Source organism: Pseudomonas sp. BN414, assembly GCF_029871275.1.
GTDB classification, from domain to species: domain Bacteria; phylum Pseudomonadota; class Gammaproteobacteria; order Pseudomonadales; family Pseudomonadaceae; genus Metapseudomonas; species Metapseudomonas resinovorans_C.
Genome location: NZ_SSOL01000073.1, coordinates 14,577 through 36,769 on the forward strand (window position 1 = coordinate 14,577; position 22,193 = coordinate 36,769).

Annotated in this window: 19 protein-coding genes; all 19 read left to right on the top strand. The window is 62.5% G+C overall.

What is annotated here, in order from left to right:
• Nucleotides 1–268 precede the first annotated feature (268 nt).
• Nucleotides 269–1,102 (top strand): phytanoyl-CoA dioxygenase family protein, encoded by an 834-nt coding sequence (locus E8E95_RS20105; RefSeq protein ID WP_280353278.1) that lies wholly within the window; start codon nt 269–271, stop codon nt 1,100–1,102.
• Nucleotides 1,103–1,116: 14 nt separating this feature from the next.
• Complete coding sequence (locus E8E95_RS20110; RefSeq protein ID WP_280353280.1) at nt 1,117–1,533, top strand: RidA family protein; 417 nt, start codon at nt 1,117–1,119, stop codon at nt 1,531–1,533.
• Nucleotides 1,534–1,577: 44 nt separating this feature from the next.
• A complete protein-coding gene (locus E8E95_RS20115) occupies nt 1,578–1,874 on the top strand; it encodes an EthD family reductase (RefSeq protein ID WP_280353283.1) in 297 nt (98 codons plus the stop codon).
• Nucleotides 1,875–2,031: 157 nt separating this feature from the next.
• Entirely contained in the window at nt 2,032–2,736 is a 705-nt protein-coding gene (locus tag E8E95_RS20120) for a TetR/AcrR family transcriptional regulator (protein ID WP_280353285.1), read from the top strand.
• 316 nt (nt 2,737–3,052) lie between these two features.
• Nucleotides 3,053–4,111, top strand: a complete 1,059-nt coding sequence (locus tag E8E95_RS20125; protein WP_280353287.1) for an extracellular solute-binding protein — start codon at nt 3,053–3,055, stop codon at nt 4,109–4,111.
• A 191-nt stretch (nt 4,112–4,302) separates the two neighbouring features.
• Nucleotides 4,303–5,922 (top strand): methyl-accepting chemotaxis protein, encoded by a 1,620-nt coding sequence (locus E8E95_RS20130; protein ID WP_280353290.1) that lies wholly within the window; start codon nt 4,303–4,305, stop codon nt 5,920–5,922.
• A gap of 29 nt (nt 5,923–5,951) precedes the next feature.
• The gene (locus tag E8E95_RS20135; RefSeq protein WP_280353292.1) at nt 5,952–7,112 is read left to right on the top strand and encodes a porin; all 1,161 of its coding nucleotides are present in this window, start codon (nt 5,952–5,954) and stop codon (nt 7,110–7,112) included.
• A gap of 11 nt (nt 7,113–7,123) precedes the next feature.
• Nucleotides 7,124–7,528, top strand: coding sequence for a phosphate ABC transporter substrate-binding protein (locus tag E8E95_RS20140; protein WP_179058729.1), 405 nt, complete (start codon nt 7,124–7,126; stop codon nt 7,526–7,528).
• 182 nt (nt 7,529–7,710) lie between these two features.
• Nucleotides 7,711–9,198 carry an FAD-dependent oxidoreductase gene (locus E8E95_RS20145; RefSeq protein ID WP_280353296.1) on the top strand — a complete coding sequence of 496 codons (1,488 nt, stop codon included), beginning with the start codon at nt 7,711–7,713 and terminating at the stop codon, nt 9,196–9,198.
• On the top strand, nt 9,198–9,383 hold the full coding sequence (locus E8E95_RS20150) for a hypothetical protein (protein WP_179058731.1): 186 nt from the start codon (nt 9,198–9,200) through the stop codon (nt 9,381–9,383). Before E8E95_RS20145 ends, E8E95_RS20150 begins: the two co-directional genes overlap by 1 nt.
• Nucleotides 9,380–10,051 carry a c-type cytochrome gene (locus E8E95_RS20155; protein WP_280353299.1) on the top strand — a complete coding sequence of 224 codons (672 nt, stop codon included), beginning with the start codon at nt 9,380–9,382 and terminating at the stop codon, nt 10,049–10,051. The genes E8E95_RS20150 and E8E95_RS20155 overlap by 4 nt, the downstream gene beginning before the upstream one ends.
• A gap of 260 nt (nt 10,052–10,311) precedes the next feature.
• The gene (locus E8E95_RS20160; protein WP_280353302.1) at nt 10,312–12,084 is read left to right on the top strand and encodes a DUF1302 domain-containing protein; all 1,773 of its coding nucleotides are present in this window, start codon (nt 10,312–10,314) and stop codon (nt 12,082–12,084) included.
• Between the two features lie 15 nt (nt 12,085–12,099).
• Nucleotides 12,100–13,443 (top strand): DUF1329 domain-containing protein, encoded by a 1,344-nt coding sequence (locus tag E8E95_RS20165; protein ID WP_280353305.1) that lies wholly within the window; start codon nt 12,100–12,102, stop codon nt 13,441–13,443.
• A gap of 186 nt (nt 13,444–13,629) precedes the next feature.
• Nucleotides 13,630–16,092 (top strand): LuxR C-terminal-related transcriptional regulator, encoded by a 2,463-nt coding sequence (locus E8E95_RS20170; RefSeq protein WP_280353309.1) that lies wholly within the window; start codon nt 13,630–13,632, stop codon nt 16,090–16,092.
• Between the two features lie 375 nt (nt 16,093–16,467).
• Entirely contained in the window at nt 16,468–17,304 is an 837-nt protein-coding gene (locus tag E8E95_RS20175; RefSeq protein WP_028628332.1) for a phytanoyl-CoA dioxygenase family protein, read from the top strand.
• A 27-nt stretch (nt 17,305–17,331) separates the two neighbouring features.
• The gene (locus E8E95_RS20180) at nt 17,332–17,736 is read left to right on the top strand and encodes a RidA family protein (RefSeq protein WP_179058736.1); all 405 of its coding nucleotides are present in this window, start codon (nt 17,332–17,334) and stop codon (nt 17,734–17,736) included.
• 136 nt (nt 17,737–17,872) lie between these two features.
• The gene (locus tag E8E95_RS20185; RefSeq protein ID WP_280353312.1) at nt 17,873–19,348 is read left to right on the top strand and encodes an MFS transporter; all 1,476 of its coding nucleotides are present in this window, start codon (nt 17,873–17,875) and stop codon (nt 19,346–19,348) included.
• Nucleotides 19,349–19,460: 112 nt separating this feature from the next.
• Complete coding sequence (locus tag E8E95_RS20190; RefSeq protein ID WP_280353315.1) at nt 19,461–20,792, top strand: FAD-dependent oxidoreductase; 1,332 nt, start codon at nt 19,461–19,463, stop codon at nt 20,790–20,792.
• Nucleotides 20,793–20,835: 43 nt separating this feature from the next.
• Nucleotides 20,836–22,137, top strand: a complete 1,302-nt coding sequence (locus E8E95_RS20195; protein ID WP_179058739.1) for an NAD(P)/FAD-dependent oxidoreductase — start codon at nt 20,836–20,838, stop codon at nt 22,135–22,137.
• Nucleotides 22,138–22,193 lie beyond the last annotated feature (56 nt).

Below are 22,193 nucleotides of genomic sequence, written 5' to 3' on the forward strand. Positions count from 1 at the left end.
CGCTGTACGCATAGAGCTCGAGCCGTACTACGAGCTACAGGGCCTGAACCGAGAGAGCATTGCCTCTCGTCTGGGCTAATCGGACATCATCGTGTTTCTACGCGCCCGCAAGAGCTGGCAAGATTCCAATGCTAACTAAACATCCAGCTAGCCACTCAAGGGATCGATCGATTCGGTCTCGATTTTTAACATAACAGGCGTTGCGTTAAATATTTCACGCTGCTAGTCTCCCCTCCATCCGAGAGAAAACCTCAGAGGAGACAGCACCATGAACGACGCGCTACGCACGGCGTTTCAGGCAGACGGGGCGGTTCTGATCAAGGGCCTGCTGAACCAGGAGCAACTGACCCGTTGCCGGGCGGCGTTTGACTGGGCCTTGGAGAACCACGGTCCTCACGCGACCCGGATGTTCAATGGAACCGAGCAGCAATCCCATGTCGACAATGCCAACCCGCTTGCCAAGGAACGACTGGAAGAACTTGTGGCTTCCCTTCCGTTCGGCCAGCTGTTCGCTGATCTCTGGGGCTCGAAAAATGTCTGGTACTTCGCCGAAGAGGTGTTCCTCAAAGCCGGAGGGCATGGCTCCCGGACCCTCTGGCACCAGGACACCTCCTACCTGCCCTGGGCCGGCAACCACTGGGGTAATGCCTGGATCAGCTTCGAGTCCGTTCCCCGGAAAAATGCACTGGAGATCGTTCGCGGCTCTCATCGCGGCCCACGCTACGACGGCACCACGTTCATAGACCCCAACGATCCGACCCAGCCCCTGCATGGCGGCAGCACCCTGCCCCGCCTTCCGGATGTCGAAGCCGAGCGCCGACTAAACCCTGACGCCTACGAAATTCTGTCCTGGGCCACCGAGCCCGGAGACGTTGTGCTGCTGCACCCCGGCTCGCTCCACGGTGGTGCGCCGGTCGACACCGACTTCCCGGATCGTCATACCTTCGTTTTCCGCTTCTTCGGCGACGACGCCACCTTCCACCCGCTACCGGAGAACAGCGATTCGGGCTACCCGAGACAAGGCGTCCTGTTCACCGAGCAGCTGTCGACCCTGAACGCCGGCGACGCCTTCCGCCACCCGACCTTCCGCCAACTCGTCTGACAGGAGCGCCGCGAATGAATGCCCAGTACCTGAAGCGACAGTCCATCAATCCGCCACCCACCCAGGTGTTCTACGACAACTTCCACTTTTCCCAGGCCACCCGCGTGGGCGACATGATCTGGGTGTCTGGCCAGGTCGGAATCGACGCCACCATGACGCCGGGCAAGGATGTCGAAGAGCAGGCGCATCTTGCCTTCCAAGGCTTGAAGAATGTGCTTGAAGCGGCAGGTGCCACCCTGGCCGATGTGGTTGAGTTGATGACCTTCCACACCGAGTTGCAGGGTGATATGCAGGCCTTCGCGCAGGTCAAGGACCAGTACTTCCCCGATCGTTACCCCTCCTGGACCGCAGTGGGCATCTCGCAACTGGCCCTGCCCGGGCTGCGCCTGGAGATCCGCGCGGTGGCCGTGGCCGGTTGCGCAAGCGACTGAACATCCCACAGCAACACTACCAACAACCCGCACAAGGACTTTTCATGGCAACCCTGACCGTCAGCTACCCCTTGACCGCCGAATCCCGTTTCGACCGCAACTACTACGTGACCACCCACCTGCCCCTTGCACAAGCCGCGTGGGGCGAGTTCGGCCTGCAATCGGCGGAAGTGCTTTTCCCGGCCTCGGGCTCGCAGCCCCTGGCCGCGCTGGCGATCCTGCGCTTCGCAGACCAGCCGGCCATCGATGCCGCCCTTATCTCGCCGAAGACGCTGGAAGTGCTCGGTGATATCGCCAAGTTCACCGACATCAAGCCGGTGATCTTCCGCGCCGACGACTAAGGCAAGCATCGTCGGGGTGGTTCCGCGCGTCATGCGGCTACCCCGGCGCTCCTGGAGTGCTTTATTCCAATTATTTCCCTATGCTGGGCCGCGCTCACCCGCCGTTGCAGCCGGGCAGCAATACTTCAAACTGACCTGACAATCTTCCAGAGCCCCCATGTCCGACGCCAAAACCCGCCCTCGAACCGAAACCCAGCGCACGAGTGACAGCGAGTCCGAACCCGTCGCACGTCGGGGCAGGCCTGTCGGCGACCATAACGCCAAGCGCGCCGAGCTGCTGGCAGCCGCGATCGCGGTAATTGCGCAGGAGGGCTACGCCGGGGCCTCGATGCGCAAGGTGGCGCAGCACGCCGGCTGCACTACGGGCGCCGTGACCTACTACTTCGCCAACAAGGAAGAGATGGTCAGCGCCGTGGCGCAGAACCTATTCGACAGGGTGGATGCCTTGCTGGAAACCAACCGCGAGCAGGTTGATATCAGGGCGCTCATCCGGCAATGGCTCGACTGGACCACGTCCGACGAACCGGACAATTGGCTGGCCTGGTTGCAACTGCTGACCCACGCCCGTCACGAACCCGCCTTCGCCGTCGTCATCAAGCAGCGTTACGCACGCTTCCGCCAGGTATTCACCGCAGTGCTGGAAGAAGGCCAGGCCAAGGGCAAGATTCGCGACGATATCGCGGCCGATCTGCTGGCCGACCAGGTCAGCGCCATCAGCGACGGTTGGCTGATGATGTTGCCAATCGAGCCTGAACGCTTCAGCGCGCAACGCGGCCAGGCCCTGCTCGATGCATTGATCATCCTGATTTCACCGCCCGCCCCCACCAAGCGCCCGTCCAGAGGCAAGGCATCCGCGCAGTAATCCATTCGCTCCCGGGCCCGTCGCAGGGCCCGTCGCCCTTCCCTCCCAAGCCTTCCTTGACTTAACCCCTCACTCCTCCTGAATACGCGCCACGCCACGCCACGCCACGCCACGCCACGCCCCGCGCCTGGTGCCGGCTGCGCGTATCTGACGCTTTTTCCCTTGCACGATTCCGAAACTCCTGTATTTTGCGTAACACATGAAATAATAATTAAACCGCAACCAAGTGGTGAGGGCTAGGATGGACCTGTTAAACATGGCGCTGTCGCTGTCCAGAAAGGTAACTCCATCGTCTCAAGGCAAACGCGGAAAGCGTTTGCGAACGAGCCTGCTGGCAGGCTTCTGGATGGCTTTCACCGCGGTCCAGGTGACAGCGGGCGACGTCGTCAGAGTGCACAACTGGGCCGAGTACATAGACCCCGAAGTGATTGACGACTTCGAGCGGGATACCGGCATCCGGGTCGATTACAGCCAGTTCACCACCGCCGCCGAGCTGGAGGCTGACCTGGCAGCGGGGCAGCGTTACGACGTGATAGTCCCCACCGACTTCCAGCTCGAACGCATGATCAAGGCGAAGCAACTGCTCGAACTGGACCTGCAGCTGTTGCCGAATCGAGCCGAAGTGAGCGGTGAACTGCTGGCCAGGCTGTCGTCGAAGAACCGCGCGGAACGCTTCGTCGTGCCCTACATGTGGGGTATCGCCGGACTGGTCGTCCATCAAAAGGCCGCTGCCCGGGCATTGCAGGGACCGGTGACGAACAGCTGGGGCCTGCTGTTCGACCCCGCCAACGCCAACAGCTTGAAATCCTGCGGCGCCGTCCTGCACAACGAGCCGGAACAGATGCTCTCGGTCTTCCTCAACTACCGGGGCAAGAACCTGCGTAGCCAGAGTGCGCGGGGCATCGAGAAGGCCACGCGAGAACTCCATGACCTGGGTATTCCCCTGGGCCCGTCCGGCTTCGCCGACCTGGTGGAACAGTTGGCCCAGGGCCGTATCTGCGCAACTGTCACCTGGAACGGTATCGCCTCCCTGGCCAACCAGAATGGCGAACTCCGTTTCCTGATTCCCCAGGAAGGCGGATTGATGTTCATCGACAGCCTGGCCATTCCGCGCGATGCCCCCAACAAGGCCGCGGCCTATCGTTTCATCAACCACCTGCTGGACCCGCGCAACGCCGCACGCAACGCCAGGGCTACGCACTTCACGCCCAGCCTCGACCTGACCCGCGAGCGAAACCGGAGACTACTGCCGGACATCGCCCTGCCGAGCCAGGAGGAACGCCGACGCCTGTTCTTCCTGGAACGACTGAGCGACTCACAGAAGCGCGCAGTCGATACGGCATGGTCACAGCTGGATGGGCGAGACCGGATGTAGACCACCGGAAACGCCGCCGGACTGCCGCGTCGCAGAGCGCGGCACGCCCCCAGATTGCCACCCCGCCAGCGGGCCGGTACCGACCGTGGAGCCTCCACGACCGGCAACCGGCAAGGCCCGCTGCGCCCGCGGCCAGGCGCGCCGGGCGTTCTTTCACGACTCACACAGGTTCCACCAAGAGCGACAGACCCATGTTCAACTCCATGCCACTGACTCTGAAACTCTCTCTTCCGCCAACCGTCGCCCTGCTGGGCCTGCTGCTGTTCGTGGGTTACACCGCCGTGCAGCTGAACGACAACGACAACCGCCTGCTGGAATTGGAGACCCTGAGCTATCCGACACTGGAGAGCGCGGATCGGGTGATCTTCCAGTTCGCTCGCGTTCCCGACCTGCTCAATGGAGCCGTCGCCGCCGGCGAACGGGAAACCCTCGAAGAGGCCCGCACCACGCTGGTGGACGTGCAGGCCAGGCTGGCGGAGCTGAAGTCGTTGACAGACGGGCGAAACGGCAGGAGTGACGAGCTGCGGGACTGGACGAACGCCATAGAGCGCTACGCCGAAAACGCGCTTGCGACAACCGAACGGTTGCTCGTAGATGCCTCCTTCGACGAGGTTCGACCGAACCTGAACCGCATGGCCAGCGACCTCAGCCAGGCCCGGGAGGCGGGAGACCGCTTCCGCAATGATGTCTACACGGACTTCCAGACCGGCCTCACCCAGGTCCGGAAGGACAATGCCACGACCACGCGCGTCGGCTATCTGCTCAGCCTCATGTTGTTGCTGCTGGTGAGCCTCGGTGCCGTGTTGGTGATTCGCCAGGTCATGACCAACGTGCGAGGTGTCATCGCGTCGCTCAGGGCCATCGCCAGCGGCGACGGAGACCTGACACGCCACGTGAACGTCCAGTCCGACGATGAAATCGGCGAGATGATCAACCTGTTCAACGGCCTACTGGACCGGCTGCAGGGCACCATTCGCGCCATCATCGAAACGGCCGACCCGCTGGAGCAGATGTCCAGGGAGCTGCATCGCCTGACCCAGGGGGCCGAAGAGAGCGCCCGCTCCCAACAGGAACGCACGGACTCCATCAACCGCGACATCGGCACCATGGCGGGCAGCATCCAGGAAGTGGCGCAGCGCTCGCGGCAAGCCTCCGAAGAGGCCAGCGCCGCCACCCGCCAGGCGGACGAGGCGCGACGGAACATCGACAACCTGTCCTCGAGCATCGGCGACCTCGGCAGCAGCGTACTGGGTTCGGTGCAGGCGATGCAGAAACTGGACGAAGAGACCCAGCAGGTCGGCTCCGTGCTGACGGTGATCCGCAGCATCGCCGAACAGACCAACCTCCTCGCACTCAATGCCGCCATCGAGGCGGCGCGCGCCGGCGAGCAGGGACGCGGCTTCGCCGTGGTGGCCGACGAGGTGCGCAACCTCGCACAGAAGACCGCCGCGTCCACCGCGGAGATCCAGGCCATCATCCAGCGCCTGCAGAACAGCGCCAATGGCGTCCTGCAGGCAATGACGCTGAATGGCGCAAAGGCCAGGGCCAGCATCGAAAGCTCCGACCAGGCCACGCGGACCCTGGAGGCGATCACCCGCGCCGTACTCCTGATCGATGAGCTGAACGCGGGCATCGCCCAGTTCACCCAGGAGCAGATCGGACTCTCCCGCTCGATCCAGCAGGACACCGAAGCCCTGCAGCAGGACACCCAGGCCACGACCCTGGGAGCCGACGCCACCGCGCGCCTGGGCGAACAACTCGTGGATACCGGTGAGCAGCTGCGCTGCGCCACCGCCCAGTTCCGCATCTGACCTTTCCCAACCACATGAGCAGTAACAGCATGCAAGGCATTAGAACACTCGGTCTGGCCGGCCTCATCGCGAGCGCCCCGGCCATCGCCCTGGAACAGGGCGAATATCGATTCAATGGTTTCGGCAGCGCCGGCCTCACCTACCTGGGGGGAGAGGACAGCGGACGCAGCTATGGCATCAACGGCCAGACCACTGACTCCTGGCGCGGGGACCAGCTTTCCAAGCTAGGCGCCCAGTTCCAGTACGGATTGACCGACAGCCTGGGCGTGACCGTCCAGGCCACCGCCAAGGCGGAGCAGGACACCTGGAAATCGAACCTGGAGTGGGCCTACCTCTCCTGGGCCGCCACCGACGGCCTGACCTTGCGCGCGGGCCGATTGCGCCTGCCGGTGTACATGTACTCGGAAACCCTCGACGTGGGCTTCACCCACCCCTGGGTTCGACTGCCCGACGAGGTCTACAGTCAGGTCCAGTTGAGCAACTACGAAGGCGGCGACCTCCTCTACAGCCTGCCCATCGGCATCGGCTCCCTGGCGTTCCAGGTAGCCGGCGGCCAGGCGGTCAACCGCAACCTGTTCACCCTGGATGACCTCTACGACATCGACTACAAGAAGGTCTTCGCCGCCAACGTCACCCTGGAAACCAACGACTTCGGCGCATTGCGCGCCGGCTACGCCGAAGCCGATGTCGACGCCGACATCACGGCCTTGGTAATGGCACCGGGCGGTGTGCCGACCAGCGTCAGCTTCAAGCAACTGGATCTACAGAAGGCCAAGTTCACCTCTATCGGTTACCAGTACGACAATGGGACCTGGATCACCTCCAACGAATGGACCAGCAACAACAGCGAGGCGGACCAGGAAGGCAGCATCGACGCGTTCTACCTGATGGGCGGTCGTCGCATAGGTGACGTGCTGCTCCACGTCACCTATGCACAACTGGATGAAGACAATGGCCGCCAGAGCTCCTGGACCTATGGCCTGAACTACAACCTGGCGCCGACCCTCATCCTCAAGGGCGAGTACAAGCGGGTGGACACCCGGGGCAATGGCTATCGCGGCACCTTCGTCGAAAGCGCCCAGGAGACCTTCGATCACGCCAGCTTCGTTGCCAGCAATGGTGCGGCCGGCATCCCCCCGCGCAACTATGACGGCGACATCATCAGCGTCGGCATCGACTTCGTGTTCTAAGGAGTGACCTCATGCAGCCGTTTTCAAAGGCCGTGCTGGCCATCGCCCTGCTATTGGCAGCCACCCAGGCTCACTCCGAAGTGGTGGTGGTGGTGAACGCTGGCACCAGCGCCGCCCCCAGCCAATCGGATGTAGCCAACATCTTCCTCGGCAAGGACACGCGCCTCAAAGGCATCGACCAGGCAGGCTGGAACCCGACCAAGGAGAAGTTCTACGGCAGCGTGACCGGCAAGAACGAGTCGCAGCTCAAGTCCTACTGGTCCGGCCTGGTGTTCACCGGCAAGGGCCAGCCGCTGCGAAGCGCCGCCGATGACGCCGCAGTGGTGGCGCTGGTCGCCGAGGAATCGAACGCCATCGGCTATGTCGACAGAAGCGCCGTCAACGACAAGGTGAAGGTGCTCTTCACCCTGCCCTGACGCCGCCCTCCCCCAAACTCCGCCGCGGCAGACCCGGTGTCCGCCACGGCGGCTATCCGCCTGCGACACCCAACGCTTTTGCGACAGCCCTGCCATTCTTCTCTTTGCACATGACTCGTTGTGAGTTAATTTACATAACGTCAGTTATTCGAATTAAAACAACAGAGTTGACCGAGGCGAAGATGGATTCAGACAACAATGAACTGTCGCTGTCGGCGCGCCAGCGGCGCCTGCTCCTGCAGGCGATTGGAAGCGCGACACTGGTGGGCGGAGTGGCCTTGGCCGGCCGGTCCATGGCTCAGGACGCTTCAGCGCGACAGGACGATGTTCTTGACGTGGCGATCATCGGTGGAGGGTTGGCCGGCCTGACCGCCGCACGGGATCTGCAGCGCGCTGGCTGCGAGTCCTTCGTGGTACTGGAGGCCCGGGACCGCGTGGGCGGGCGCACCTACAACCACGACCTGGGCGACGGCGTCATCTCCGAGGCCGGCGGGCAATGGATCGGCCCGGGCCAGACCGCCATCTTCGACCTAGCCCGCGAGCTGGAAGTCGATACCTTCCCCACCTACTACCAGGGCAGGAACGTCTACCTGGTGGGTGGCGCCAAGTATGAGCAGGACCTATCCAGCGGCCAGAATAGCCACGCCCCGGTCGTCATGAAGCTCGATGAACTGGCGCGGCGAGTCCCTAGCAGGGAACCTTGGACCGCGACCGACGCAGCCGCCATCGACAAGCTGTCGGTCGGCCAGTGGCTGGACCAGCAGGGCATCGACAATGAAGGGCGGTTGAGCTTCGACGCCTCCATCGGCCTCACCACGGGAACGCCGCCCTCCAACCTGTCGCTGCTGCACTATCTCTCGCTGATCAACTCCGCCGACAGCAGCATGGAGAAGCTCGAAGGCTTCAAGGGCGGCGCCCAGGAAACCCGCTTCGTCGGTGGCTCCCAGGTCCTGTGCGCCCGGATGCGGGAGGCCCTAGGCGAAAAGGTGCGGCTGTCCAGCCCCGTGCGCAAGATCGTCGGCTGGGATCGCGATATCGTCGAGATCCATACCGACCTGGGCCTGATCCGTGCACGCCAGGTTATCGCCGCGCTGCACCCGGCGCTGTGCAATCAGATCGCCTTCGAACCCGCGCTGCCCGAGGGCCGCGCACAACTGCAACGCCTCTGGCCGTCCCATGCGCCGATGCGCAAGACCGTGCATGTCTACGACCGGCCGTTCTGGCGCGAAAAGGGACTCAACGGGCAGATCACCCAGGCCGATGGTCCGGTGATTCTCTCCTACGACAACTCACCGCCAGACGGACGCGTCGGCGTACTCGCCACCTTTGTCAGAACCGCCCAACTGCCCCATGACGCCAAGCGAGCAGGGAGCATTCTCTCGGGCATCTTCGCCCAGGCCCTGGGTGACGAAGCGCTGCATCCCAAGCAGTTCCACGACTACGACTGGGGCAAGGTAGACCCCTGGACCCTGACCTGCGTCGCGTCCATCCCCCCCGGTTTCCTGACGAAATGGGGCCATTACCTGAAACCCGCGGTGGGTCGCCTGATCTGGTCGGGTACCGAAACCGCCGACATCTGGGCCAGCTCAATGGACGGCGCGGTGCGCTCGGGACACAGGGCGGCACTGGAAGCCCTGCAAGCGCTTGCCAAGGCACGGAGGAGCGCCTGATGAAACGTGCCACCGTACTTGGGGTAGCCATCGCGGCGGCGGCGCTGATGGCCCTGGCCACCAACCTAGGCCATGAACCCTGGAGCGCCCAACGCTTCTCGATCTTCGGAACCCTTCGCTCCGGACGCCTGGCCGTCCTCCAGGCGCTCCAATCACTTGTCCAGGGCCTGGGAGCTTCGCAATGAAACGACCCTTTCTTATCGGCACCACGGTGATCACGGCTGGCCTCGCGGCGGCAGCCACCCTGCTGGGTCCGGAGTTGCTGACGGGCTATCGATTCATGGATGCCCTGGATGGCTACTACAGCGACTACGAGGCCAACGGAGGGCCCTGGCCGCAGATTCAGGATTCCTGCGCGCTCTGCCACGGCGTCAGGGGACAGCCCCGTGACGGGCAGTACGCGGCGCTGGCCGGCCAGCCAGCGCCCTATATCGAGTCCCAGCTGCACGCCTTCGCCCAGGGTCGCCGCCACAGCGCGCAGATGGGGCCGCTGGCCGCGAGCCTGACCGATGCCCAGATCAAGTCCCTGGCGGACTACTTCTCCAGGCAGACGCCGGAAACCACGGAGGCACCGGGCCAGGATGCAGCACTGGCGAAACATGGGAAAGCCGTTGTCGCCGCCAGAGGATGCATTGCCTGCCACGGAGAAAACCTCTCCGGTGGTCCCCTCGGCCCACGCATCGCCGGACAGGGCGAAGGCTATCTTCTCGACCAGTTGCAGGCCTTCAAGCAGGGGCAGCGCCAAGACCCTACCCAGGCCATGAACGCCATGGCCGGCTTGCTCTCGGAAGACGAACTCAAGGCCACGGTCCACTACCTCTCCAGCCTGGCGCCGAAATCGACCGCCAGGTAATCCGCTGCCAGCCAAGGTGGGCAAGGACGCTCACCACCACCGCCGTACCTCCTCCAAAATTGCACTGAGCGTCCATCGGCATGGCTTGGTGCACGCAGCGCACCCTATGAGCGAGCGCGAAGTGTAAGGCCGGGGCGCCGCATCAGCGGTATGACGCGACACTGGGGGTATTGGCGAATACCCATTAAGAGGCATTCACCTCGTCGAGCCCTGTCTGTGAGTCTGATGCCGCCAAACGGCACCACTTCACAGGAAACGCTATGACGACAAGAACAACAAATAGCTGGCGGCAACCCGTACTGCTGCCCCTCGTTACACTGTTCCTGGCCTCCCAGGCCCAGGCCGTGAACTTCGACATCGGGGAGATTCAGGGGAGTTTCGACAGTTCGCTGTCCGTCGGCACCAGTTGGGCGACGCGCGATTCGGATAAGGACTTCATTGGCGTTGCCAACGGCGGCACGTCATCGACGACCACGGCCGATGATGGCCGACTGAACTTCAAGAAGCACGAGGTGATCTCCAGCATCTTCAAGGGCGTCCACGACCTCGAACTGAAGTACGGTGATTCCGGCCTTTTCGTCCGCGGCAAGTACTGGTACGACTTCGAACTGAAGGATGGCCACCAGCACCTCTACGACATTGACGACCACGGCCGTGCACGCAGCGCCAAGGCTTCCGGTGCAGAGTTCCTCGACGCCTTCGTCTATACCGGCTACGAGATCAATGACCTGGCTGGCACGGTGCGCCTTGGCAAGCAGGTGGTCAGCTGGGGGGAGAACCTGTTCATTCGTGGCGTCAATCAGATCAACCCTGTCGACGTCGCGGCCTTCCGCCGCCCAGGTGCGGAGATCAAGGAAGGGCTGATCCCTGTCAACATGTTCTATGTTGCCCAGGACCTGAGCGACAGCTTATCTATGGAGGCTTTCTACCAGCTGGAGTGGGCCAAGACGGTCATCGACAACTGCGGCACCTTTTACTCCAGTACTGACGTCGCCGCCGATGGTTGCAACGATAGGAACCTGATCTTCGGCAGCGATTTCGATCCCGCTAACGCCATATTCCTGCCACGCCTTAAAGACCGCGACGCCAGTGACACCGGCCAGTACGGGGTGGCCCTGCGTTGGTTCGTCCCGCAGCTGAACGACAGCGAGATCGGCATCTATGCCATGAATCTGCACAGCAGATTGCCGGTATACAGCCTGGTCAACAGCGCGGTACTGGACCCGTCCGACCCGGCCTTCGATCCCAACCTGATAGGTAACACGCCCAACACCGGTTACTTCATCGAGTACCCCGAAGATATGCGCCTGTATGGTCTGAGCTTCCAGACCACCCTGGGCGCCACTGCGGTTACCGGCGAGATCAGTTATCGGCCGAACATGCCTCTGGCGCTCAATAGCACCGACCTGACCTTCGCAGCCCTCGGTCTGGACTCGATTCTCGGCCCAACGAGCCCGGAGGTGATACAGGACGGCCCCCTCACCCCCGGCGCCGACCTGGCCGGCTACAAGCGCATGCCGGTCACTCAATTCCAACTCGGTGCTGTCCACTTGATCGAGCAGGTCGCAGGTGCGCAACGCCTCGCTCTCGCGGGCGAGGTGGCCTACAACCGAATCAACGGCCTGAAGAGTGGTCCGGGTGAGCTGCGCTTCGGCCGCGACTCTATCTATGGCTACGGTGAGGTCGCAACGCCTGGCGTGTGCGAGACCGTGCTCAACCCCGACAATCCGCGCTTCTGCAACGGGCACGGTTACTTCAGCAGCAGCTCATGGGGCTATCGCCTGGCCGCCAGCCTTGAGTACAGCAACGTCTTCGCCGGCATCAACCTCATTCCCGAGATTGCCTGGTCCCATGATGTCGACGGTTACGGCCCCAACTTCAATGAGGGTTCCAAGTCGGCGTACCTGGCGCTTAACGCCAACTACCTGAACCGTTATGGCGCTTCGCTCTCCTACGTCGATTTCTTCGACGGGCGATACAACCCCAACACCGATCGTGACTACGTCGCTGTCAGTTTCAGCGCCAGCTTCTAATTCAAGGATAACGCCATGAAAAAGCACTTTTGGTCGCCCGCGTACGTCCTGGCCATAGCCCTGTCGACCGCCTCTGCAGGCGCTGCCGACCTTATCGGCCTCACGCCTCTGGGGGCTGAAAAGATCGGCAATCAGGAGGGCACTATCCCGGCCTGGACCGGCGGATTGCCGACCGATGCGGCGAGTATCAATGACAGGGGCTTCCAGGCAAACCCGTTCACCGGGGAAAAGCCACTGTTCGTCATCACTGCGGAAAGCGCCGAGAAATACCGCAAGAACCTTAGCGAAGGCCAACTGGCAATGCTGCGTCGCTATCCGCAAACCTACCGCTTGCCGGTCTACCCGAGCCACCGCACCCTGGCTCTGCCACAACGCATGTACGATGCCGCTGAGACCAATGCCAAGGTCGTCCGACTCGGCGCCGATGGTCTAAGCATCGAGAACTTCACGACTGGCCACTATCCCTTCCCGCAGCCCAGGACTGGTACGGAGGTGATCTGGAACCACCAGACCCGCTACCTAGGTGGCAATTTCCGACGCTGGATCACCCAGGCCACCCCCCAGGTAAACGGCCAGTACACCATGGTTCACCTCGAGGAAGAGGTCGTCGAACCGGCCCTGGCGGAGGGCATCGACCCGCAGCGCGCGCGCAATCTGCTGCAGTTGTTCAAGCAAACGGTCACGTCCCCCGCGCGCATGGCCGGCAACGTGTTGCTCGTCCATGAGACTCTGGACCAGGTGAAGGAGCCGCGCCTGGCCTGGGTCTACAACGCCGGTCAGCGCCGCGTAAGACGCGCGCCCCAGGTCGCTTACGACGGGCCAGGCACCGCCTCCGATGGACTGCGCACCACCGATAACCACGACATGTTCAACGGCGCGATGGATCGCTATGACTGGAGGCTTCTGGGCAAGCGCGAGATGTACATCCCCTACAACAGCTACGAGCTGGACTCGCCTGCGCTCAGGTATGACGAAGTCATCAAGCCTGGGCACATCAACCAGGACTTGACCCGTTATGAGCTGCACCGGGTCTGGGTGGTCGAGGCCACCCTGCGCGAAGGACAGCGCAACATCTACGCCAAGCGCGTGTTCTACGTGGACGAGGATAGCTGGCAAATTGCCTTGTCCGAGCACTACGACGGTCGTGGCCAGCTCTGGCGTGTCGGCGAAGGCCATGCCAAGCACTACTTCAACCAACAGCACATGGGCTACACGCTCGAAGTGCTGTACGACCTGCTGGCCGGACGCTATGTCGCGCTGGGCATGAAGAACGAGGAAGATCGCAGCATGGAGTATGGGTTCACGGCAAGAATGAGCGACTTCACGCCTTCGGCGCTGCGCAAGAGCGGGGTCCGTTGAGACTTTATCCGTCCGGGGCGGAACGCCCTGGACGGAACTCAGGATCAAGCAACCCCAGATGAATGACGAGTGGAAGCATTGCCACTCGGCGCGTTTCTCCTGAAGCACGTGCCGGGATGGTGGTATGAATGCTGTCATCAGGACTCTCTCACAGCCACTCAACCAGGAATCAGGCGAGCAGAAAACATGACCCATCCTGATGAAGTATCGAAGGCGCCCGGCCTGCTTGTGCGCCCTCGCCTATTGGAGAACCTGGATTCTGGTCGACGCATTCGCCTGCTTTGCGCTCCGGCGGGGTTCGGCAAGAGCGAACTGGCCCGACAGTTCGCTGCACGTCTGCCTCATTGCCCAGTGGTGTGGCTCGACCTGCACAGTGTTGAGAAAGGCCTTGAGAATCTCCGTGCCCAGTTCGCCGAGGCCCTGGACCTCGATGAACTGTCGCCATCGGTGGAAGAAGTACTGAAGCACCGACAACAGGGCCTCGTCGTGCTGGATGGCTACTGCCCGGAGAAAACCACGGACAAATGGCTCGAGCACCTGTTCGAGCACTGCCCAACCACACTCCAGTGGCTGGTCTGCACACGTCGACTTCCCTCCTGGAGAGTCGGCAGGTGGCTGTTGGCCGACGAACTCACCCTGCTGGGTGCAGAGGAACTGGCGCTGACCGAAGCCGAGATAAAGCTGCTGCTCTCTCAGCTGAAGCTGAGCCGACGTATCTCCGCAGTGGAACTACAGCGACAGAGCGACGGATGGATAGCAGGCATCAGTCTGCACCTGTTGTCTCTGCGGTCGGGAGTCGACAGGCCCTTCGGCCTGCTGCATCGCAATTCACTGGTAGAGGATTATCTTGACAGCGAAGTCCTGGAGCACCTGCCGAAGGAGATGCTCTCTCTTCTGCGCGTCATCGCCCATGCGCCATTCGTCGACGGCCCGCTCTGCGCATTCCTGGCCGATGATCCCATGGCCTTGCGCAAGCTGCGTAGCGAGCAGGTTTTCCTGCGTCGTCTGCCGGGCTCCACGGACCACTTCACTCTGTTCGCACCGCTCAAGCGACTTCTGCAAGAGCGCTATCCCGACCAGGCCCCTCCCTTGCTCGCCGCTAGCCAATGGCTGCACCTGGCCGGCGCCCACGTCGAAGCCTTCCGCTACGCGCTGGCCATCCCGGACGCCTCACGCGCGCTGGTCTCAATGGGCCAGATCGCCACACGGGAGCTGCTCATCGGGCAGAACCTGAACTACCTCCTGGAAGGTATCGATCAGCTCGGCATCGCCTGGATCGAGCAGAACCCGCAAGCTCTGGAAGTCGTTTCCAGGGCCCTGCTGCTAGGGGGACGCCTGGAACAGGCCGAGCGCACCATCCAGCTCATCGCAGAGCAAGACTTCGACCTGCACCTTGCCCTGAGCGCCGAGCTGGCTCTGCATCAGGGGCACGCGCAGGAGGCGCAGAGAATTGGATGCCGAGCTCTAGACCGCCTCGCGAGAAATGAGCGCTGGGCGCAGATGATTCTCTGCTTCTCATGCCTGACGCGTGCCAGCCTGACCATGGGTGACGTCGTGACGGCCAAGCGCCTTCAACACCAAGGTATCGAGCTTTCCCGCCGCAAGGGAGAAACGCTGTTCGAGTGCCTGCTGATACTGGACGAAGTGCTGATCGAGGAACTGGCCGGCAATCTGCCTCGGGCCCTGCAGGCCCTGGACCAATTCGATCAACTATTGGTCCAGGGCCCGGACTCGGCACTCCTGCAAGGTGCGGCGTTGATCCGGCGCGGCTGGCTCCTGATCCTGACGGGACAAGAGCGGCAGGCTCGCGAGGCCTTGGAAGAAGGTCTGTTGCTCTCCTGTGCAAGCCGTAATCCGGTGGCTTGCCACGCCCCGGCGATACTTGCGCAGCTCGATGCCAACAATGGCGACTTCGCAACTGCACAACAGCGACTAGCGGATGCGCAACGACTGATGCACTCCTGGAACGTTGCCGAAGTGATTTACAGAGGCGTCCTCGACCTGTGCACCGCCAGGATCTGGATGAAGGCCAATCACTACGAATCGGCATCCCGATTGCTCTCCCGCGTACGTGAGCAGTACGAAGGTGAGCATGCCCTCACACCGCCCAGTGCCTACCCCGACCTTTACGCCCTGGCGGGTTTCCTTCAAGCAGAAGTGCTGTGCTCCCGGGGTTCCTTCGGCGAGGCCAACACGCTGCTCGACCAACTGCTGCAACGCGCCGAGGGCAATGCTTTCAATATCATCGTCTGCCAGGCCCAGCATGCCTTGGCTGAAGTTGTCCGCCTGAGGGGGGATCTGCACAAGGCAGAACGGCTCCTGGCCTCGGCTGCCGCCATGGCCATAAGCCAAGGCCAACACAACCTGCTCATGGGAACCCATCTGGAAGCCATGGGGTCCAGCCTGCAAGCGGGGCCGGTCGCAGACTTGCAGACGGCCCCAGCGCCGGAGATCGAGCTGCTGAGCCGGCGCGAGTTGGCAGTACTCAGCCTGATCGCCAAGGGCTACTCCAACTTCGAGATCGCAAAAATCCTCTCGCTCTCCCCTTACACCGTCAAAACCCATGCCAAGCACATCAATTCAAAGCTGAAAGTCAGCAGTCGGACGATGGCGACGGCCCGTGCGAAAGCCCTTGGGCTTCTGCTCTGACCCAACGGAATCGACTTCGCCGACACGCCTGAGCTCGGCCATCGTGTCGGGCAACCGCGTCGCGGACGCCCTGGCCAACTACCCCAACTCGCTTATCACGGGCTGTCGCACGCCGTCGCCCAAGGGCGTCGACACGGCTCAGAAAGATGCTCCATCACAGCGCACCCGACTGACGGCCTGAACATCCTCCTTCCGTACTACTACGCCTCTCCGAAGCCGGAAAGAACGACGGCCCCCGGCCGGCGCCAGCGTGATGCCCCCCAGACCGGCACTGCGGGGGGGTAATGGCAAATACCCACTTGGAGGCATTCACCTCGCCAGGTCATGTCTGGGAGTCTGGCTCCACCCCGACAAATAAATAGAAGGAGACACCTCATGCTCATCGATCAATCGATTCGCGAAGCCTTTCGCAACGACGGCGCCGTCCTCATCGAGAACTGCCTCGACCAAACGGAACTGGCGCAGTGCTACGAGGCGTTCAAGTGGAATGTCGCCAACCCGGGGCCGTACAAGTTCCAGGCGCTCGACGGGACCAAGCTGCAGACCCACATCGACAACGCCAACCCGGCCGTCAAGGACAAGTACGATGACCTGGTGATGTCGCTCCCGTTCGGCAAGCTGTTCCAGGAGCTCTGGGGCTCGGAGCATGTCTGGTACTTCGCCGAGGAAGTGTTCGCCAAGGAAGGAGGCAAGAGCGGTCGCGGACCGTGGCACCAGGACACCGCGAACCTGCCCTGGGCCGGGGAGCACTGGGGCAATGCCTGGATCACCTTCCACAAGATCCCCAAGAAGAACTCCCTGGAGATCGTGCGTGGTTCACACCGCGGCATCCAGTACGACGGGGCCAGCTTCGCCAATGCAGAGGATCCGACTGACCCGCTCTACGGTGACGGCTCTCTGCCCCGCCTGCCGCACATCGACAAAGACCTCGCAGAAGACCCCAACGCCTGGGACGTGCTTTCGTGGCCGATCACGCCGGGTGATGTCGTCTTGCTTCACCCACACTCGCTACACGGGGGGGCCGCCGTCGATGCCGACTGCCCGGACCGCCACACGCTGGTGCTGCGCTTCTTCGGTGACGACGCCAGGTTCCGCTGCCTGCCGACATCGAACCCGAAATACGCACGCAACGGCGTCCTTTTCTCCGAAGAGATGGCCAAGCTCAACGAGGGCGAACCGTTCCGCTCGCCCATCTTCCGCCAGATCATCTGACTGAACATCGCAAGGAGTATCTCGACCATGAATCGACAGATGATCAACCCGCCACACACCCAGGAACTCTACGACCGGCTTCACTTCTCACAAGCGACCCGTGTCGGTGATCTGATCTGGGCCTCCGGCCAGGTGGGAGTCGATCGGCTCACGCAGGCCGTGGGTGAAGGGATGGAGGCCCAGGCCAGGCTGGCGTTCGACAACGTGAAAAGCGTCCTCGAAGCTGCGGGCGCCAGCATGGCCGACATAGTCGAGCTGATGACTTTCCATACCGATCTCCGGGGCGACATCCAGGAATTCATCAAGGTCAAGGATGAGTTCATCCCCGAGCGATTTCCCTCGTGGACAGGTATCGGCGTCAGCCAGCTCGCCCGCCCCGAGTTCCTGATAGAAATCCGCGTCGTCGCGGTGGCCGGCAGCGGTACCGACTGATGCTGCCCTATGAGGCAGCCGCTGAGTAACGCTTTTACGCACTGACGCCATTGCTGGCGCCTCAACGTCCGCGCGCGTCAGTGCAGCTTCATCAAGAAGACAACAGAACAAATACAAAACGCTGATGGAGACGAACATGAATCGCTTTGACGGCCCGGAGCAATCCGTCCCCCCCGAATACCCGCTGAACCTGACGGCGCGCCTGGACCGCCTGCCGGTAATGGCCACTCACTATGTCTGGGCTCTGTTACTCGCGGCCAACCTTATGCTGGAGTACTACGACAACGCCATCTTCGCCTACTCGATACCGACCATCAAAACGCACACCAACCTGAGCCTGGAGCAGATCGGCGTCATCAGCAGCGCCTTCTTCGTGGGAATGGTCATCGGAGCGCTGGTGGGAGGAAGGCTCTCGGACAAGTGGGGACGCCGTTCGGTCCTCGTCTGGTCCACTGTCCTCTACTCCTTGGGAGCACTGGCGACAGCGTTCGCACCGAACTTCGAGATCATGCTGATCTCCCGCGTGGTTACGGGTATCGGCGTACAAGCGGCCACATCGGTCCTGCTTGTCTACATCGCAGAGATGTTTCCGAGCAAGTCACGTGGCCGCTTCGTGTCCATCGTGACACTGGGGTTCGTGGTCTCCGGAGTGGGGGCGGCGGCACTCGCCATGTTTGTTCTACCCCATGGGGGCCCCAATGCCTGGCGCTACCTGCTCATCGCAGGCAGTGTCGGTCTGCTGATCGCTCCCATTGTGCGTTTCGTCCTGCCGGAATCGGTCCGCTGGTATATCTCGCGAGGGCAGATCGACAGCGCCGAGAAGATCGTCCGCAAGCTGGAAGCACGAGCCTTGCGCAACGGCCCGCTGAGCGAACCACAGGTAGTGAACCTGGAAAGGATCAAGGAGCCTTCACTACCGCAGCTCCTGAGAAACAAGGCAGTGCTGCGCACCATGGCCGTCGTCACCCTGGGCTATTTCGGCTCGAGCCTGGCCTACTACCTGTTTGCGAACTGGGGTGTCTACGCACTCATCCATGGCCTCCAATACTCCGAGGGCGATGCATACCAGACCATGTTCGTCTGGAACTTGGTCTATTGCGTCACACCGTTCCTCACCTACCTGTTCCTGGACCGGTTCGAGCGCAAGACAACCATCCTCGCCACCTCCATCCTCAGCGCGATACCGCTCGTGCTGCTCGGTCTCTCGACCAACAGCTCGGTGGTCATAATCGCAGGCGGGGCTACTGCCATCATTACCGGGCTCGTCGTCAACGCCTACTACACCTATATCCCAGAAACCATTCCCACCCAATTGCGTGCCCTGGGCAGCGGGATCGTGATGTCCGGCGGCCGGTTCGGCGGGGCCGCCTCCGGTGTCCTGGGCGCAACGCTCTTCTCCGCCGGGGGGATCGAGAGCGTGATGCTCACCGCAGCGGCCTGCTACATCATCTTCGCCATCCCCGTCGTCCTCTATGGGCCTCGTACCACGAAGCGTTCACTCGACCTGGTCACTGGCCAGGAGCTCGGCGCTATCAACGGTTCGCAGCCGGGCTCTGGAGCAAGCAGAACACTGGCCCCCCACCTGCCTGTCTCAAGAGGGAAACTTTCATGACCGATCTGTACGTCGCTGCGCTGCCTGAGGCCGCGCTCGCCAGCGTGACCGTGGCCTGGGCAGTGTGGCCAGGCAAAGCGTACACGCTGAAACATTCAAAAGAGGCAGAATGATGACCCGACTCGATGACAAGTATCGAACCCTCGGCGGATGGGAAGAGAAGCCGAGGGACCTGCAGCCGGATCTCGTGGGCAACGTCACCGCGGATGTGGTGATCGTTGGCGCTGGGCTGGCCGGGCTTTGCGCAGCCCTGGAGCTGGCCAGGCAAGGCGCCCGCGTGGTCGTCCTCGAACGTGAGTTCGCCGGCTTCGGCGCGAGCGGTCGCAACGCGGGCTATCTGGCTGGCGGGCAAGGGCTCGGATACGAGTTCTTCCTCAAGAAGATCGGCACCGAAAAAGCGAGACAGGTCGTCCAATTCTACGAGGAAGGCGTCGCTTTCGCCGAAGCGAAGTTCAAAGAGTACGAGATCGACTGCGACTACCTTCAGTCGGGGTTGATCCGTGCAGGCATCGACCCCTCCCAGGAAAGGCGGTTGCGCGAAAACATGCAGATCGGCGCCGAGCTCGGCTGCGCTTCGGAGTTTCTGGATCAGGCCGATATGCGCGCGCGCGGCATCCCTCCAGCGTTCCTGTTCGGTAGCTACGTGCCACGCGGCGGCACGCTCAATCCAGGCAAGTACGTCCTGGGACTGCGGCGTGCGGCGATTCGGGCGGGCGTGAAACTCCACGAGAACACGCCACTGCTGTCATACACCGAAGGTCCGGTCATCAAGGTGAACACTCCGCGCGGTAGCGCGAGCGCACCGCTGCTGATCTTCGCCACCAACGCCTATACGCCGCAGCTCGGTCTGCTCGCCAACAAGGTGGTGCCGTTGCGGGTCTCCGCAATCGAGACGGAACCTCTTTCGTCGGTGCAATTGGCGGCACTGGGCTGGCCAGGGCGCGAAGGCATAACGACCGCGCACTGGACCATGGAAAGTCACCGCCTGACGGCCCGCAATACGCTCGTGTCGACCACCAAGCGGCTGCGCTACGCCTACGGTTCAAAGACACCGAGTGAGCCTGAGCACCGTCACTACCACGCGCTGAGGGCTGCTTTGCATGAACGCTTCCCGACCTTGAAGGGCATCCCCATCAGGAGCTGCTGGAGCGGCTACATCAGTTTTGCCAACGATACGTTGCCCGTCATCGGCACAACCGGGGCCAATCGGAACATCTACTACGCCGCAGGATGTTCCGGTCATGGTCTCGGCACCCAGGGTCTAGTCGGACACATGCTCGCCGAGCGGATTGGAGGCATCGAGAACCCACTGCTGACGATGCTGATGCACCACGAAACGCCATCGACATTGCCCGAGCCGCTGCGCTGGTGTGCCGTCAACGGGGCATTTGCCGCGGCCAACCGCATGGACGAACGCCTCAATCGCAAAGTGCGCACCGCCTGAGCGGTGCTCGCCCCTCATCTCCTCTCCACCTAGAGAAACTCACATGACAGATCTGTACGACGTCGCCGTGATCGGTGCCGGTTTTGCCGGTGTGACCGCGGCCCGCGACCTGAGCATCGCAGGCCACTCGGTGGTGCTGCTCGAAGCACGCGAGCGCATCGGCGGACGCACCCATCTGGGTGAAGCATTCGGCCGCCCGCTGGAGCTGGGCGGCACTTACGTACACTGGACCCAGGCGCATGTCTGGCGTGAACTCACGCGCTACGGTATCGGCCTGGTGACACCCCTGTCGATTGCCAAAGCCTACTGGCTGGCCGATGGCGAGGTGCACTGCGGAACCCCCGCTGAATTCACCCGATTGACCGACCCGCTCATCACCCGGTGCTTCGCCGATGCACGTGCGCACTTTCCACGGGTGGACCGCATCGAAGCGTGCAACGTTAGCGCGGTTGACCAGCAAACTATCGGCGACCGGATCGATTCGATGAACCTTTCCGCCTATGACCGTGATCTCCTGGTCAACGTAATGGCGACGCTAATCGGCTCCGAGAGCGAACAGGGGCTTGCCCAGTTCCTGCTCTGGAGCGCGATCTATTTCGGCGACTGGAAAGCCTTCATGGAAGTGGCCGGGCACTGGCCGATCGACGGTGGAACCGGACGACTGCTCAACGCGATGGCCGCCGACTCGAAGGCCGAGCTCCTCCTGAGCACGCCGGTGACTGCGGTCGAGGACAACGGGGACCAAGTGATAGTGACCACCCGTGACGGGCAGCGTATCCAGGCGCGGCATGCCGTCGTGGCACTCCCTCTCAACACCCTGGACGACGTCTCCATCGAACCGCCGCTTGCTCAACCTGTGCGTGCCATGATCGAGCAGAAACACCCGATCATGCCCAGCAAGATCTGGGCGAGGGTCAAGGGCGAGATCGAGGCCTTTCTCGCCCACGCCCCGGTCGGCAAGCATCCCATCAGCACCGCCCGGGCCGAATGGCGCCACAATGGCGACACGCTAGTGGTGTGCTTCTGCTCGGATGCGTCGGCACTCGATGGCAATGACCCTGAGGCCGTGCAACGCGCACTGCGGGTCTTCGTCCCGGATATCGAAGTGCTGGAAACCGCTTGGCATGACTGGGCAAGCGATCCCTTCTCACAAGGCGGATGGGTTCATCACCGGCCTGGCAACCTGACCCAGGTGGTTCCACAGATGCGAAGGCCCCACGGCCGAATCCATTTCGCAGGCGGGGACATCGCGGCGATAGGTGTCGGAGGTATCGAGGGTGCCATCGAGACTGGCGCCAAGGCTGCCTGTGACATTGCTCGCGCATTGGGTAGCGCAGACCATTGACCGGACCTGTTGTCGATGGGACTGGCGTAGTGTAAGGCCGCCGTCCCATCGCATCC